At 73.3% G+C, this 15208-nt stretch carries 12 protein-coding genes; 2 read left to right on the top strand and 10 right to left on the bottom strand.

Annotation, left to right across the window (positions count from 1 at the left end; translation table 11 throughout):
* Nucleotides 1-15: 15 nt before the first annotated feature.
* From ACP7TJ_RS09740 to ACP7TJ_RS09730, 3 genes are all read right to left on the bottom strand, one after another.
* Nucleotides 16-1263 (bottom strand): pyroglutamyl peptidase, encoded by a 1248-nt coding sequence (locus ACP7TJ_RS09740; protein ID WP_427762812.1) that lies wholly within the window; start codon nt 1261-1263, stop codon nt 16-18.
* A 314-nt stretch (nt 1264-1577) separates the two neighbouring features.
* Nucleotides 1578-2549, bottom strand: a complete 972-nt coding sequence (locus ACP7TJ_RS09735) for an aldose epimerase family protein (RefSeq protein WP_266396712.1) — start codon at nt 2547-2549, stop codon at nt 1578-1580.
* Nucleotides 2550-2564: 15 nt separating this feature from the next.
* Complete coding sequence (locus ACP7TJ_RS09730) at nt 2565-3464, bottom strand: SGNH/GDSL hydrolase family protein (protein ID WP_427762810.1); 900 nt, start codon at nt 3462-3464, stop codon at nt 2565-2567.
* Between the two features lie 274 nt (nt 3465-3738).
* Here ACP7TJ_RS09730 and ACP7TJ_RS09725 point away from each other — a divergent pair, with 274 nt between their 5' ends.
* Nucleotides 3739-4233 (top strand): DUF3145 domain-containing protein, encoded by a 495-nt coding sequence (locus tag ACP7TJ_RS09725; protein WP_006134787.1) that lies wholly within the window; start codon nt 3739-3741, stop codon nt 4231-4233.
* Between the two features lie 207 nt (nt 4234-4440).
* On the opposite strand, the gene fabF is transcribed toward ACP7TJ_RS09725, so the two are convergent.
* The 5 genes from fabF to fasR all read right to left on the bottom strand — a co-directional run bounded on the left by fabF (nt 4441) and on the right by fasR (nt 9409).
* Nucleotides 4441-5712 (bottom strand): beta-ketoacyl-ACP synthase II, encoded by a 1272-nt coding sequence (fabF, locus tag ACP7TJ_RS09720; RefSeq protein ID WP_167743023.1) that lies wholly within the window; start codon nt 5710-5712, stop codon nt 4441-4443.
* Between the two features lie 104 nt (nt 5713-5816).
* Complete coding sequence (locus ACP7TJ_RS09715; RefSeq protein ID WP_004931691.1) at nt 5817-6065, bottom strand: acyl carrier protein; 249 nt, start codon at nt 6063-6065, stop codon at nt 5817-5819.
* An 80-nt stretch (nt 6066-6145) separates the two neighbouring features.
* A complete protein-coding gene (locus ACP7TJ_RS09710; protein WP_093767746.1) occupies nt 6146-7177 on the bottom strand; it encodes a ketoacyl-ACP synthase III in 1032 nt (343 codons plus the stop codon).
* A 22-nt stretch (nt 7178-7199) separates the two neighbouring features.
* Nucleotides 7200-8114, bottom strand: coding sequence for an ACP S-malonyltransferase (locus ACP7TJ_RS09705; RefSeq protein WP_093767747.1), 915 nt, complete (start codon nt 8112-8114; stop codon nt 7200-7202).
* Nucleotides 8115-8203: 89 nt separating this feature from the next.
* Nucleotides 8204-9409, bottom strand: coding sequence for a fatty acid biosynthesis transcriptional regulator FasR (gene fasR / locus ACP7TJ_RS09700; protein WP_093767748.1), 1206 nt, complete (start codon nt 9407-9409; stop codon nt 8204-8206).
* Between the two features lie 143 nt (nt 9410-9552).
* On the opposite strand from fasR, the gene ACP7TJ_RS09695 reads away from it, so the two are divergent.
* Nucleotides 9553-10209, top strand: coding sequence for a pirin family protein (locus ACP7TJ_RS09695; RefSeq protein ID WP_189910173.1), 657 nt, complete (start codon nt 9553-9555; stop codon nt 10207-10209).
* A gap of 100 nt (nt 10210-10309) precedes the next feature.
* Here ACP7TJ_RS09695 and ACP7TJ_RS09690 read toward each other — a convergent pair whose 3' ends face one another.
* Together ACP7TJ_RS09690 and ACP7TJ_RS09685 are read right to left on the bottom strand one after the other, a co-directional pair.
* Nucleotides 10310-11884, bottom strand: a complete 1575-nt coding sequence (locus ACP7TJ_RS09690; protein ID WP_093767749.1) for a S8 family peptidase — start codon at nt 11882-11884, stop codon at nt 10310-10312.
* 393 nt (nt 11885-12277) lie between these two features.
* Entirely contained in the window at nt 12278-15208 is a 2931-nt protein-coding gene (locus ACP7TJ_RS09685; RefSeq protein ID WP_427762805.1) for a hypothetical protein, read from the bottom strand.

Below are 15208 nucleotides of genomic sequence, written 5' to 3'. Positions count from 1 at the left end.
CCCCGGGAACGGAGGTCAGGACGCCGCACCGACCGCGACGGCCACGATCGAGCGCACCTGGGCGATGATGTCCAGCCGGTTCCGCACGAACTGCGGGTCGGTGACCTCCGTGCTGTTGCCCGCCCCGAACTCCAGCACCGGCGTGTGCACATGACCGCCCGGCAGCGAGTCGTGCAGCCCGAGCCGGTCACGCAGCAGCGTCGCCCGGTACGCGATCTCGTTGGACAGGTAGTCGCCGCCGCCCCCGGCCCGCGCCGTCGAGCCGGGCGTCGGCCCGTCCCGCCGTACGACCGGCACCGTGCCACCCGCCGGGATCTCCGTCACGCCGGTGTTGTCGTACACCGGGAACCGCCCGGTCTCCGCCGCCACGATCGCCGCATACGGCAGCGTCGTCGACGTCCACTGCGGCTGCGAGGCGGGGTCGGACACCGGCACGGTCTCCGGGGTGCCGGTGTTCTCGTTGTCCCCGAAGCCGCCCCGCCAGGCGCCGTTCGTCCGCTCGACGTCGACGCGGCCCACCCGGCCCTGACTGACCGTGGCGAACAGGTCGGTCTCCGGCAGGTGCGGCCGCAGCGCCCGCTCCACCGTCCCGTCGGTGAAGTCCCGCCAGCGCACCGGGAACACGACCGTCTCGACGCGCGCCGGGCCGCTCGCCGTCTCGATCACCGTGCCGTCCAGGGCCAGCGCGACGGCGCCCGAGGGGTTGGAGATGCGGATGTCCCGGTCCAGCGTGAACGGGTCGAAGCCGGTCACCAGCACCCGCTTCAGGCCCGTGCGGCGGGGGAGGACGGAGGTCTGCCCGCGCGAGGTCCGCTCCAGCGTGTCGAGCAGCTTCGCCCGCCGCGCCTCGTCCAGCCCGAACCGGGGCTCCCAGCCGCGCAGTTCACGCGCCATGCCGAGCCGCGCCCAGTACAGCGGCCGGTCGTCGTCCCGGCTCAGGTCGCCGCCCGCCGGGCCCCGGCCCTGCGCCCGGTCGACCGCTCCGCGCCACAGCGCGGAACCGTGCCGCTCGACGACCCGCCGCGCCTGAGCGTAGGAGCGGGCCCGGTCCAGGGCGCGGGCGAAGGCGGGCGCGACCTTGTCGAAGCCGGAGCGGCGGAGTATCTCCCGCGGCACGGCCTGGTCGAGGCGCAGCTCCTCGACGGTGGGCGGCGCGGCGGAACCGGGGGCCACCGGGCCGGCGGCCGTGGCGGTGGCGGGGGCGGACAGGGCGGTCAGCAGGGCCAGACCGAGCACACCGATGCGTACACGGGGTGAGATCACAGGAGGAGGGCCTTCCGTCGTCGTGGGGTACGGGTGGATGCCGGAAGCCCGCAGTATCGCGTGACCGGCAGGGACCCCACCACGGTGCGAAGGACACCGTCCGACCGGCGCGGGAAGGCACCGTGGCCGAATGTGAAGGGTTGGTACGGGATTCCTCCCGCGGACCGGATCGCCGGCCGCCGGAGCGGGTCAGCGGTTAACGTCGGGTCCCGGCGGGGTACCCCATGTACAGCCCCGGCCCGGGACCCTGACCCCGGACCGGGGCTCATGTGTGTCCGGACCGGCGGGTCCGGGTCCCGCGCGGGACCCGTCCGCTACCGCGCCGAGAAGCCGTACACCGTCTCGGAGCGGAACACCTCGCCCGGCCGCAGCACCGTGCTCGGGAACTCCGGACGGTTCGGCGAGTCCGGGAAGTGCTGCGTCTCCAGCGCGATGCCCGCGCCCGGCTCGAACGGCTCCCCGATGTGGTCCGCGGTGTACACCTGGATGCCCGGCTCCGTGGTGGCCACCGTCAGCACCCGGCCCGACGCGGGGTCGTACAGCTCGGCCACCTCCTCGGGCGCCGCCGTCACCCCCTTGTCCAGCACGAAGTTGTCGTCGTAACCGCCGCCCGCCTTGCGCGCCTCGCGGAAGTCGTACCGGGTGCCGGAGACGTCCGCGAGCTCGCCGGCCGGGATCAGATCCGGACCCGACGGCGTCCGGCGGGACGCGGCCACCCGCAGCTCGTGCCCGCCCGCGGTGCCGGAACCTGCCAGGTTCCAGTACGTGTGGTTCGTCAGGTTCACATGCGTCGGGGCGTCCGTCACCGCCTCGTACGCGATGTGCAGCGCGCCCCGCTCGTCCAGCGTGTAGGTCACCGTGACCTCCAGCCGCCCCGGGAAGCCCTCCTCGCCGTCCTCGGCGACCAGCGACAGCCGCAGCCCGTGCGCCACCTCGGTGACGTCCCAGACGCGCTTGTCGAAGCCCCGCTCACCGCCGTGCAGCGAGTTCGGCCCGTCGTTCGGCGCGAGGACGTGCTCCACGCCGTCCAGGGTGAAGCGGGCGCCGCCGATCCGGTTGGCGTACCGGCCGATGAGGGCGCCCAGGAAGGGCTCCGGGTGCGCGAGATAGCCGTCCAGACCGTCGAACCCCAGCACCACGTTCCCGGGCCGCCCGTCCCGGTCCGGCGCCTCGACGTCCTGCACGATCCCGCCGTACGACAGGATCCGTACCCGTACGCCCGCCCGCTGCAGGGTCCACCGGTGCACCGGCGTGCCGTCGGAAAGTGTGCCGATGAGTTCGTTCATGTGCGAAACAATAGGTCACGGGCCCGGCGCCGTGACCGTACGGTAGGCGATCTCGGCGAGCTTGGCCTGTCCGTCGACGCTGGGGTGGAACCAGTCCCAGCGGCTCAGCTGCGCGGTGCCGAACCGGTACGCGTACACCTCGCCGCCGTCGGTGCGGCAGCGGCGGTCCTTCGCGCACACCTCGCGCAGCACCTCGTTGTAGTCCTCCACGCGCTGCTGGACCGTCGCCCGCCGCTCGACCGCCGCCGTGTCCATCGCGTCCGCGTCGCCCAGCATCGACGGGCAGATGCCCAGCTTCCAGATCTCCTTGCCCAGCGCGCTGGTCCGCCCCTGCGACCACAGCCGCTTCAGGTCCGGCACGCTCGCCACGTACACCTGCGTCCTCGGCAGCGCCTCGCGCAGGGTGCGCAGCGCCGCCTCGAAGTCCGCGCGGAACTCCTCCACCGGCGTCATCGCCGCCACGCTCTCCCGGCAGGCGTCGTTCGCCCCCGCCATCACCGCCACCAGCTGCGGCTGCCGCCGCACCGCCCGGGCCATCTGTCCCGGCAGGTCCTCCATCCGGGCGCCGGTCGCCGCGTAGTTCCAGCTCCGCCCGGCCGCCCCGGCCCGCCCCAGCAGCCGTACGGCCAGACTGTCGACCGCCTCGCTGTCACCCGTCGCCCACGACACCTCCGGACAGTCCGTCAGCACCGCGCAGGCGTCGAACCCCCGGGTGATGGAGTCGCCCACCGCGGCCACCGAGTCCGGACGGGTGTCCCACAGCGGCGTCGGCCTGGGGGAAGGCGTCCTGGAGCCGGCCGCGTCGGGCCTGTCCCCGCCGCCCGCGTCACAGCCCGCCACGCCGAACGCGACGGCCGCCACCGCGGCGAGCACGGCCCGCGCACGGCGTCCCCGCCTCCCCGTCGCGTGCGCCATCCGCCACCTCCCCGAGCGTCCCACCACGTCCGTGCCGTCCCCCAACCCATAACAACGCACGGGAGTTCCCGCTTCTCCGAGGGGCCCGCCCGGAATGAACCCGGGCACCCGCACAGACGTCCTGCCGGGTGAAAGGCACGACTTTCCCGCCGCCGGGACGGACGGTACGTCACACTCCTTGCGCCGTCGCACGGTAGCCTCGCCCTCAACGCGGTCCGCCGGGCCGTGACCGTTCCGCCCGACCGAAGACGACCCGCTCAGCCCGGAGGTTCCGGTGACGACTCGTGGAGTTCTGTACGTGCACTCCGCGCCGCGCGCGCTGTGCCCGCACGTCGAGTGGGCCGTCGCCGGGGTGCTCGGCACGCGCGTCAGCCTGGACTGGATCCGCCAGCCGGCCGCCCCCGGCACCTGGCGCTCGGAGTTCTCCTGGCAGGGTCAGGCCGGCACCGCCTCCAAGCTCGCCTCCGCGCTGCGCGGCTGGCAGATGCTGCGCTTCGAGGTCACCTCCGAGCCGTGCCCCACCGCCGAGGGCGAGCGCTACAGCTGCACCCCCGACCTCGGCATCTTCCACGCCGTCACCGGCATCCACGGCGACATCCTCATCCCGGAGGACCGCCTGCGCGCCGCCCTGGTCCGCTCCCGCACCGAGGACACCGACCTGGAGTCGGAGATCGCCAAACTCCTCGGCAAGCCCTGGGACGACGAACTCGAACCCTTCCGCTACGCAGGCGAAGGCGCCCCGGTCCGCTGGCTCCACCAGGTGGTCTGAGCGCCCCGCAAGGGGCGCGGGGAACTGCGCGCTCGACCCCCACGAACCCGCGGCCGGGTACGCGCCCCGAAGGGGCGCGGGGAACTGCGCGCCAAGCCCCCACCGGCCCGCAGGCATTCAGGGGCGCGGGGAACTGCGCGAAAGGGCGGACAACGGAAGGGGCCCACCTCCCAGAGGTGAACCCCTTCCAGAAACCGCCCCGGGCGACTAGACCGTCCGGAACGCCAGCACCACGTTGTGCCCACCGAACCCGAACGAGTCGTTCAACGCGGCGATCCGTCCGTCCACGGGCAGCTTCCGCGCCTCACCGCGGACCACGTCCGCGTTCGCCTCGGCCTCGGGATCCAGGTTCTCCACGTTGATCGTCGGCGGAGCCACCCGGTGGTACAGCGCCAGCACGGTCGCCACCGACTCCACACCACCGGCGCCGCCCAGCAGATGACCGGTCATCGACTTCGTCGCGGACACCGCGATGTGGTCCGCGTCGTCCCCGAACACCTTCCGCAGCGCCTTCAGCTCGGCGATGTCACCGGCCGGCGTCGACGTCGCGTGCGCGTTCACGTGCACGATCTCCGCCGGGTCCAGGTCCGTGCGGTCCAGCAGGTTCTGCAGGGCGTGCGAGATGCCCCGCCCCTCCGGCTCCGGCTGCACGATGTCGTGCGCGTCGGCCGAGATGCCCTGGCCGACCGCCTCCGCGTAGACGCGGGCGCCGCGTGCCGCGGCGTGCTCGGCGGACTCCAGGACGATCACGCCCGCGCCCTCGCCCATGACGAAGCCGTCGCGGGCCACGTCGTAGGGGCGCGAGGCGCCCTCGGGGTCGTCGTTGTTCTTGGACATCGCCATCATGTTGCCGAACGCGGCGATCGGCAGCGGGTGGATCGCCGCCTCCGTGCCGCCCGCGACGACCACGTCGGCGCGTCCGGTGCGGATCATCTCGATGGCGTAGCCGATGGCCTCCGCGCCCGAGGCGCAGGCCGAGACCGGGGTGTGCACGCCCGCGCGGGCGCCCACGGCCAGGCCCACGTTCGCCGAGGGGCCGTTCGGCATCAGCATGGGCACGGTGTGCGGGGAGACACGGCGGACGCCCTTCTCCTTCAGCACGTCGTACTGGTCCAGCAGGGTCGTCACGCCGCCGATGCCGGAGGCGATCACGGCGCCCAGCCGGTCGGGGTCGATGGTCGGGTCCTCACCGGCCTTGCCCTCGAAGCCGGCGTCGGCCCACGCCTCCTTGGCCGCGATCAGCGCGAACTGCGCCGAGCGGTCCAGCCGGCGGGCCTGCGGCCGGGGGATGACCTCGGTGGGCTCCACGGCCACCGGGGCCGCGATGCGGACCGCCTGCTCGGCGGCCCACTCCTGCGTGAGGTGCTTGACGCCGGAACGCCCGGCGACGAGGCCCTCCCAGGTAGAGGCCGCGTCGCCACCCAGCGGTGTGGTTGCGCCGATACCGGTGACGACCACGGTGCGATTGGTCGAGCTCATCGGAATTCTTTCTCCAACGATTGACGAGGATGCGTACGGCGCCACCGCCGGGTGGCGGGGCCGGGGAGCTCCCGGCCCTGGCGGGGCTCACGCCCCGCGCGTGCTCAGGCCTGGTGCTTGAGGATGTAGTCGGTCGCGTCGCCGACGGTCTTGAGGTTCTTGACGTCGTCGTCCGGGATCTTGACGTCGAAACGCTCTTCGGCGGCGACGACGACCTCGACCATGGACAGCGAGTCGACGTCCAGGTCGTCGGTGAAGGACTTGTCCAGCTGGACGTCCTCAACCGGGATGCCGGCGATCTCGTTCACGATCTCCGCGAGACCGGCGACGATCTCTTCCTGAGTGGCGGCCATGGTGGCGCTCCTTCGTTGTGATTCCAGAGGGTGTGGCGGTGTTTTCTCCTGCACCGGATGCATGATCCGGCACGGAGTGCCTAGGGGAGGGTAACGACAGTCGCGGCGTACACGAGACCCGCCCCGAAGCCGATGACGAGCGCGGTGTCGCCGCTCTTCGCCTCGCCGGTCGCCAGGAGCCGCTCCATCGCGAGCGGGATCGAGGCGGCCGAGGTGTTGCCGGTGGTGCGGATGTCACGGGCGACCGTGACGTGCTCCGGCAGTTTGAGGGTCTTCACCATCGAGTCGATGATCCGCACGTTGGCCTGGTGCGGGATGAAGACGTCCAGGTCGTCCGCGCTGATCCCGGCCGCGTCCAGCGCCTGCTGGGCGACCTTCGCCATCTCGAACACGGCCCAGCGGAACACCGCCTGGCCTTCCTGGGTGATCGCGGGGAACTTGATGTTGCCCTTGCTGTCCAGGGGCAGCTCGGAGACGTCTCCGGTGTGGAAGCGGTCCCAGGAGACGGTCTGCTTGATCGTCTGGGCCTTGTCGCCCTCGGAGCCCCACACGGTCGGGCCGATGGCCGGCTCCTGCGAGGGGCCGACGACCACGGCGCCCGCGCCGTCACCGAACAGGAAGGCCGTCGCGCGGTCCTCCAGGTCGGTCAGGTCGCTGAGCCGCTCCACGCCGATGACCAGGACGTACTCCGCGGAACCCTCGACGATCATGCCCTTGGCGAGGGTCAGGCCGTAGCCGAAGCCCGCGCAGCCGGCGGAGATGTCGAAGGCGGCCGCCTTGTCCGTGCCGAGCTTGTCGGCGATCTCGGTGGCGATGGCCGGGGTCTGGGCGAAGTGCGACACGGTCGACACGACCACGGCGCCGATCTGCGAGGCGTCGATCCCGGCGTCCGCGATCGCCTTGCCGGACGCCTCGACCGACATCGCGGCGACGGTCTCCTCGGGCCCGGCCCAGTGCCGGGTCTCGATCCCGGAGCGGGAGCGGATCCACTCGTCGGACGAGTCGATCGTCTCGAGGATCACCTCGTTCGGCACGACCCGGGTGGGACGGTAGCCGCCCACGCCGAGGATGCGCGCGTACGGGGCGCCCTTGCTGGGCTTGATCTTCGCCATGCGGGTCGGCTCCTTAAGGGCGTCAGGCGGCGTGCTCGGCGACGAGCTCGCGAGCCGCTTCGAGGTCGGCGGGGGTCTTCAGGGCCAGCGTCGTGACGCCGGGCAGGGCACGCTTGGCCAGGCCGGTCAGGGTGCCGCCGGGGCAGAGCTCCAGGAGGGCCGTGACGCCGAGCTCCTTGAAGGTCTCCATGCACAGGTCCCAGCGGACCGGGTTGGCGACCTGGCCCACCAGGCGCTCCAGCACCTCGGCGCCGGACGCGACCGTCCTGCCGTCCTTGTTCGACACGTAGGCGACCTTCGGGTCGGCGGGCGCGAGGGCCTTGGCGGCCTCCGCCAGCGTGTCGACCGCGGGGCCCATGTGGTGGGTGTGGAAGGCGCCGGCGACCTGCAGCGGGACGACCCGGCGGACGCCCTCGGGCTTGTCCGCCTGGAGCGCGTCGAGCTGCTCCTTGGTGCCGGCGGCCACGATCTGGCCGGCGCCGTTGATGTTCGCCGGGGTGAGACCCAGCTTCTCCAGGTGCGGGACGGTCACCTCGGGGTCGCCGCCGAGCAGCGCCGCCATGCCGGTCTCGGTGATCGCGGCGGCGTCGGCCATGGCCAGGCCACGCTTGCGGACCAGGGAGAGGGCGGAGGCGTCGTCGAGGACTCCGGCGAGGGCGGCGGCGGTGATCTCGCCGACGCTGTGGCCGGCCACGGCACCGGGGTCGATGTCACCCAGTGCCGAGGCGGACAGCAGCCCGGCCGCGACCAGCAGCGGCTGCGCGACGGCCGTGTCGCGGATCGCGTCCGCGTCGGCCTTCGTGCCGTAGTGGGCGAGGTCGAGTCCGATGGCGTCCGACCACGCGGCGACGCGGTCGGCGGCGCCGGGGAGTTCGAGCCATTCGGTCAGGAAGCCGGGCGTCTGGGAGCCCTGGCCGGGAGCGACGAGTACGAGCACTCTCACACTCTCTCTTGCGTACGGGCGCGGCCGCCCGTGGGGACAAGGACGAAGAACCGGAGGGGGTTTTGTCGACCCCCGACAAAAGACTAGGTCTGGAGATCACCATCGGCCAGACGCCCCAGGATCAGCGCGATCCGCAGGGTGAACGCAGAGCGTACATCGGAGGGTGACCAGCCGGTGACGTCTGTCACACGTCGGAGCCGGTAACGAACGGTGTTGGGGTGAACGAACAGCATCCGCGCCGCGCCTTCGAGGCTGCTCGCCTGTTCGAGATAGACGCTGAGCGTCTCCAGGAGCGCCGCGCCGGCCTCTTCGAGCGGTCTGTAGATCTCCTCCACCAACTGCTCGCGCGCCGAGGGGTCCCCGGCGATCGCGCGCTCCGGCAGCAGATCGTCCGCCAGCACCGGACGCGGGGCGTCCTGCCAGGCGGAACACGCCTTGAGTCCCGCGGCGGCGGCCTGCGCGGACCGGGTCGCGGCCAGCAGGTCAGGCACCACGGGTCCGGCGACGACGGGACCGGCCGCGTACGGGCCGATCAGCGACTTCGCGACGGCCAGCGGGTTGTCGCTGCCGCCCGCGATGACGACGAGCCGGTCGCCGAGCACGCCGGTCAGCACCTGCAGCTTGGCGTGCCGGGCGGCCCGCCGGATCGCCTCCACGGTCAGCTCGGAGTCCCCGTCCGGGGCGGTGCCCAGCACCACGCACACATGCTCCGGGGAGTTCCAGCCGAGCGCGGCGGCCCGCGACACCGCCCCTTCGTCGGCCTCGCCGCTGAGCACGGCGTTCACCACCAGCGACTCCAGGCGCGCGTCCCAGGCACCGCGTGCCTCGGCGGCCTGGGCGTACACCTGGGCGGTGGCGAAGGCGATCTCCCGCGCGTACACGAGGAGCGCCTCGCGCAGCACGCTCTCGTCGCCCGGGGCCGCCACCTCGTCGATGGCGGACTCCATCACCTCGATGGTGGTGCGCACCATCTCCACGGTCTGCCGCAGCGTGATGGCCCGGGTCAGCTCGCGCGGCGCGGTGCCGAAGACGTCGGTGGAGATGGCCTGCGGGGCGTCGGGGCGCCGGAACCACTCGGTGAAGGCGGCGATGCCCGCCTGGGCGACCAGGCCGATCCAGGAACGGTTCTCCGGCGGCATGGCCCGGTACCAGGGCAGCGTCTCGTCCATCCGCGCGATCGCCTGCGCGGCGAGACTGCCGGACGACCTCTCCAGCCGCTTCAGCGTCGCGGTGTGCGGATGGGCGGGGCGTACAGCGGGTCCTGGGGTACTGGTTTCTGGTTCGGGCACGGGACAAGACTGCCTTATCGGGACGGCGGGCCGTGCCCCAGGGTCGCACCCGCCCCCGGGCCCGTGCCCCGTGCCCGGGCTCCGGTGCCCCCGCCGTGCGCCGTCCCGGACTCCCTCCGGGAGGGCCTACCGTGGAGGGCGTGATGGACGTCAGGCGAGCGAGCGAGCGCTACAAGGGCGGGGACCCGGCGGCGGGCATCGAGTCGTGGCACGCCCTGTCCTTCGGTCCCCACTACGACCCGGACAACCTGCGCTTCGGCGCGGTGATCGCCTGCAACGAGGAGCACCTGGGCCCCGGCGCCGGCTTCGACGAGCACCCGCACAGCCACACCGAGATCGTCACGTGGGTGATCTCCGGCGAGCTGACCCACCGCGACTCCACGGGCCACGAGACGGTGATCCGCCCCGGCGACGTCCAGCGCCTGAGCGCGGCGTCGGGCGTCCGCCACGTGGAGCGCAACGCGGCCCGTGTCCCGCTGACCTTCCTCCAGATGTGGCTGGCCCCCCTCAGGCCGGGCGGCGAACCCCGCTACGAGGTCGTGCGCGGCATAGCCGACTCCACCCCGTTCGCCCTCCCCGAGGCCGGCGCCATGCTCCACGTCCGCCGCCTGGCCCCGGGCGCACGCACGGCGGTCCCCGCGGCGCCCTACGTCTACGTCCACGTGACCCGCGGCACGGTCCGCCTGGACGGCGAGCTGCTCGAGCCGGGCGACGCGGCCCGCCTCACGGACGAGAAGGACGCGGAGGCGGTGGCGGAGGGAGCGGCGGAGGTGCTGATGTGGGAGATGACGGGGTTCTGACATCCCCGCGCGGCTGACCCCTTGCACCTCCGCCGACGTACCACCGCCCCGGCACGGTGTACCCGTGCCGGGGCGGTGCGCGGAGCTCAGGGCAGGAGGGTCAGAAGGTCAGGCCCCAGCTGTTGATGTAGCCGGTGTCGGCGGAGTAGTTGTCCGTGACGCGCAGCTTCCACGTGCCGTTGGCCGTCTCCGAGGAGGCGTTCACGGTGTACGTGGTGTTGATGTTGTCCGCCGAGCCTCCGGTGCCGGACGCCTTGAGGGTGTAGACCGACCCGTCGGGCGCGACCAGCTGGACCGTGAGGTCGCCTATGTAGGTGTGGACGATGTTCACCGGCACCTGAAGGGCCGACGGGGCGTTGCCGGAGACACCGCTGACGGTGATCGGGGACTCGACGGTCGCGTTGTCGCGGATCGTGTAGTCCGCGGTGTTGCTGAAGGTCTTGCCCGGCGGCGGGGTGGTGCCGCCGTTGCCGCCGACGTACAGCAGACGGTTCGGGGAGCCGGTGCCCGGGTTGCCGACGGCGCCGGAGATGGAGCTGTTGACCAGCGCGGAGGCGACCTGCGCGGGGGTGGCCGACGGGTTGTCGGCGAGGTACAGCGCCGCGGCGCCCGCGACGTGCGGGGTGGCCATCGAGGTGCCGGAGATGGTGTTGGTGGCGCTGTCGCCGGTGTACCAGGCGGAGGTGATGGAGGAGCCCGGGGCGAAGATGTCCAGGTTCGAGCCGTAGTTCGAGTAGCTGGCGCGGGCGTCCGTGTTCGTGGTGGCGCCGACGGTGATCGCCTCGGTCACCCGGGCCGGCGAACCGGTCGCGGTCGTCGACTCGTTGCCCGCGGCCACGGCGAAGGTGACGCCGGCCGCGATGGCGTTGCGCACCGCGTTGTCGAGCGTGGTGCTGGCGCCGCCGCCGAGCGACATGTTGGCGACGGCCGGGAGGACCGCGTTGGCGGCGACCCAGTCGACGCCCTCGATCACGCCGGCGGTGGTGCCGGAGCCGTTGTTGTCGAGGACGCGGACGCCGACGACGGAGGCCTTCTTGGCGACGCCGTACGCGGTGCCCGCGACGGTGCCGGCGACGTGGGTGCCGTGGCCGTTGCCGTCCTGGGCGACGTTGTCGCCGTCGACCGCGTCGTAGCCGTTGCGGGCGCGGCCGCCGAAGTCGCTGTGGGAGATGCGCACACCGGTGTCGATGATGTACGCGGTGACGCCCTGGCCGGCGGTGTCGTCGTAGGTGTACGAGCCGCTCAGCGGCAGCGCGGTCTGGTCGATGCGGTCCAGGCCCCAGGACGGCGGGTTGGTCTGCGTGGCCTGGATGGTGAAGGTGCGGTTCTGCTCGACCAGCGCGACCGAGGGGTCGGCGGCCAGTTCGGCGGCCTCCGCCTCGGTGGCCTCGACGGTGTAGCCGTTGACGGCCTCGCGGAAGGTGTGCTCGACGTCGGCGCCGTACTTCTTGGCCAGGCCCTTGCCCTTGGCGGTGGTGGCCTTGGTGCCGGACTTCAGGGTGACGATGTAGCTGCCCTCGACCGCGTTCGGCGCGTCCGCGTAGGCGATCGCCCCCTTGGGGGATTCGGCGGAGTGCGCGGCGGGGGCGGTGAACAGACCGCCCGTGAGAGCCGCCGCGGCGACCGCGCCGACACCGGCGATCGATCTGCGCTTGGCGTTTCGCATCACTGCCATCTGAGGGTTCCTCCTCGACAGGTGGGGAGTGTGGGGGTAGCGCCTCTTGGGGGGTGAGGCGCCGCACGGCGGCGTGCGTACCGGGTCGCCGGGACGCACGCATGTCAGGAACATGCCAAACACGGACGCTGTGGCCGCGCTCCGCATGTCCTGTCGCCAGGCGAAAGATTGATCTGTCTACGCGGATTGCACAAGGGGTTCGGCCGCTCGTTAACGTCCGTGCCACAAAGCCGGAGTGACACAAGGTCATCAACTGGCACAGATACGCTGCGTAAACATGATCACCGTCACAGTCACGCCGTGGGGTCGACGCTGGTGATCCGTTCCGGATACCGAGACGGGCGGGGGCGGGACCGCCGGCCCGCACGGCCGCGGCCCCGCCCCCGGCACCGCTCACTCCTCGTCCCGCAGCCTCTCCGCCAGCTCCGTCAGCGCCTCTGCCGCCTCCCCGTGACCGAGGGCCGTCAGCCGCTCCGCCGCCGCGCCGACCCGGCCGAGCGCCGCCGTGCGCCGCTCCAGGTAGACGCCCTCCACCACTCCGGCCAGCCGCACGCACTCCGCCCACTCCGCGGCCCGCCCGGCGTCCTCGCCGGGTTCACCGATCAGCCCGAGGGCCTTCTCCAGCGCGGCCAGCGCCTCCTCGTAGGCGCCCCCGTACGCGTTGACCCGCCCGTGCTCGTAGGCGAGGGCGGAGTCCAGCGAGCGGCCGTGCGCCTCGAACCCGGCGGCGCGGGCCGCGTCGGCGACCCGGCCGGCGTCGTCCAGGAAGGCACGGGCGCCCGCCAGCCCCTCGGGACCCTGCTGGTGCGCCTGGAGCCGGGCCAGCTCCCGCAGGGCGTTGCTGAGCATCTCGAACCGCGGCTCGCGCGCGTGGGCCGCGAGCGCCCGGTCCACGGCCTCCCGGGCCTGCCCGAACTCCCCGGCCTCACCGAGCAGGACGGCCGTCTCCGCGGCGATCATGGCGTGGCTGCCCGGGTCGTCGTCCCAGCCGGCCGACTCGGCGGCGAGGGCCACGAACTCCGCCGTGGCGGCCTTCAGGTCCTCCCCGGCGTGCAGCGCACGGGCCCGCGTCAGCCGCAGCTGGGCCACGAGCCGGTCGTCCAGCTCGCCGTCCACGACGTCCGGTTCGACGAGCAGGGAGTCGAGCAGGGCGATGCAGTCCTCGACCCGGCCCAGGTCGAGGCTGAGCTGGGCGGCGTTGCTGTAGGAGCAGAACGCGTCGAACCGGTTGCCCGCCCTCAGGTCCAGCTCCGCCGAGCGGGTCAGATGGCGCAGCGCCTCGTCCGGGCGGCCCAGGCGCATGCACGCCTGCGCCAGCTCGCCGTGCAGGGCCGGGCCGTCGACCGTCTCGGCGGGCCACTCGGCGGCCAGCCGCAGCCCCTCACCGAGGCTCGCGTGGGCGGCCTCGGCGTCGCCGAGACCCAGCTGGACCTTGCCCCGCAGGGCGAGCACGCGCGGCAGGTGCCAGGCGGGGCCGTCCGTCCGCAACAGCCCCACCAGCGCGTCCGTCTCGGCGAGCGCGGTGGGCAGGTCGCCGGCCATGGCGTGCGTGGTGGCCCGCAGCAGCCGCGCGCCCGCGATCTGCCCGGTCACGGCGTGCCGGGCGGCGAAGTCGTGCAGCAGCTCCGCCTCGGCGAAGACGGACGCGACCTGCTCCCGGTCCCCGGACGCCTGGAGCCGCAGTCCCAGCGCGCTCACCCGCAGCCGCAGCAGCCGCGCCTCCAGGAAGGGGGCGAGCCCGGACGCCTCCTGGTGCAGCCGTACCAGCGTCGCGTACGCCTCGGCCAGCGCGGCGGCATGGACGTCCGCGTCATGGGCGGAGCCCTCCCGCGCCGCCTGCGCGGCCGCCAGCACCGCGCCCGCGCGGGCGAGCACCGCGTGCCCCGGCAGCCCCGCGTCCTCGTACAGACCCGCCGCCTCCTCGTACAGCGCCGCCGCGTCCCCGTACGCGTTCCCGCGGTCCGCCAGCGTCGCCTCCTCCTCCAGCAGGTCGGCGCGCAGCCGCACCAGCGGGCCCACCTCCGGGTCGTCCGGGTGGACGTAGTCGCGGGCGGCGGCGAGGTCGCGCAGCCGTGCCCAGCAGGCGTGCGCGTCCGGGTGCCCCAGCTCGTCCAGCTCCCGAGCCCGCCTGATCAGGTCCGCCGGCGACTCGGGCAGCGGCTCGGCCGGCGCCGGCGCCGGCGCGGCGGGGGCCGGGGCCACGTCCTCCAGGGTGCGCGGGCGCAGGGTCAGTTCCAGCGACTCCAGCAGCGGCTCCTGCGCGAGACGGGCCCCGCGGCGGTCGGCGTGCGCCGTCGTGCCGTTGCGGGTGTCGAAGCGGGCGGCCAGGTCGTCGGCGCGCCCGCGCACCTCGGCCCGCAGCGCCGTCACCGTCCAGCTCCGGCCCGGGAATCCCGCGGCCGGCAGCTCCCCGTGGCCCAGCGCCTCCACGCGGGCGAGCAGCACCTCCACCCCGGTGAGCAGATCGAGCAGGGCCAGCGGCGAGTCCACCTCGTCGAACAGGTTCCGGTTCTCCGCCAGCAGCTCAAGACCGCGCGCCTCGTTGCCGGTCAGCGCGCAGAACTCCAGGTGGCGACCGATCTCCCCGGCCATCGAGGGATTGCGGCGGCAGCCGCGGTAGCCCGCCAGATGCAGCCGGCGCGCCTCGTCCGTCCGGCCGGTCCGCAGCAACGGCAGCAGCGCGTACGAGACGGAGCGGGCCGGCTCCTCCTGGCAGGACTCCTTGCCCGCCAGCACCGGCGCCCAGATGCGCAGCGCCCGCTCGTGGTCGCCCGCCGCCAGGTGGTACTGGGCGCGCTCGCAGGTCTCGCACGCCTCGCAGTCGCTGAGCATGCCGCGGGTCCGGCCCGCCCACAGCTCGTAGGCGAGGGCGGTGTCCTCGCCGACGTGGGCGGCGAGCTGGTAGGCCTGCCCGTAGTACGGCTGGAGGTCGAGCCCGGCCTTCTCGTAGCGGTCGCGCATCTCCGTCTGCCACTGGCGCAGACTGGCCAGCGGTATCTCGGGCAGGCAGCGCAGGGCGTTGGCCACCCACTTGAACCGCCAGAACAGCTGGTGGCGCAGCCGGTCGTCGAACACGTCCGGCTGCTCGTCGAAGAGGTTCAGCAGCCGGGCGAAGACGACCGGCGACTTCCGCGGCTCGGAGCCGTAGGTGTACGCCTCCTGGAGGTCCAGCAGGGCGTGGATCAGCGGGACCGGCTCACCGAACAGCTCGGCCGCCTCGGCGAGTTCCTCGGCGGCCACGGTCCGGGTGCGGCCGTAGGGGCGCCGGTCGTTCTCCCGCAGCGCCTCGTACAGCTCGTCGGTGGTCTGGGGTGCGGTCTGCAT

Source organism: Streptomyces sp. DSM 41931 (genome assembly GCF_050271085.1).
GTDB lineage: Bacteria > Actinomycetota > Actinomycetes > Streptomycetales > Streptomycetaceae > Streptomyces > Streptomyces albogriseolus.
Note: the sequence above shows the minus strand (reverse complement) of the source record. Positions and strands in the feature narration are given on the sequence as shown.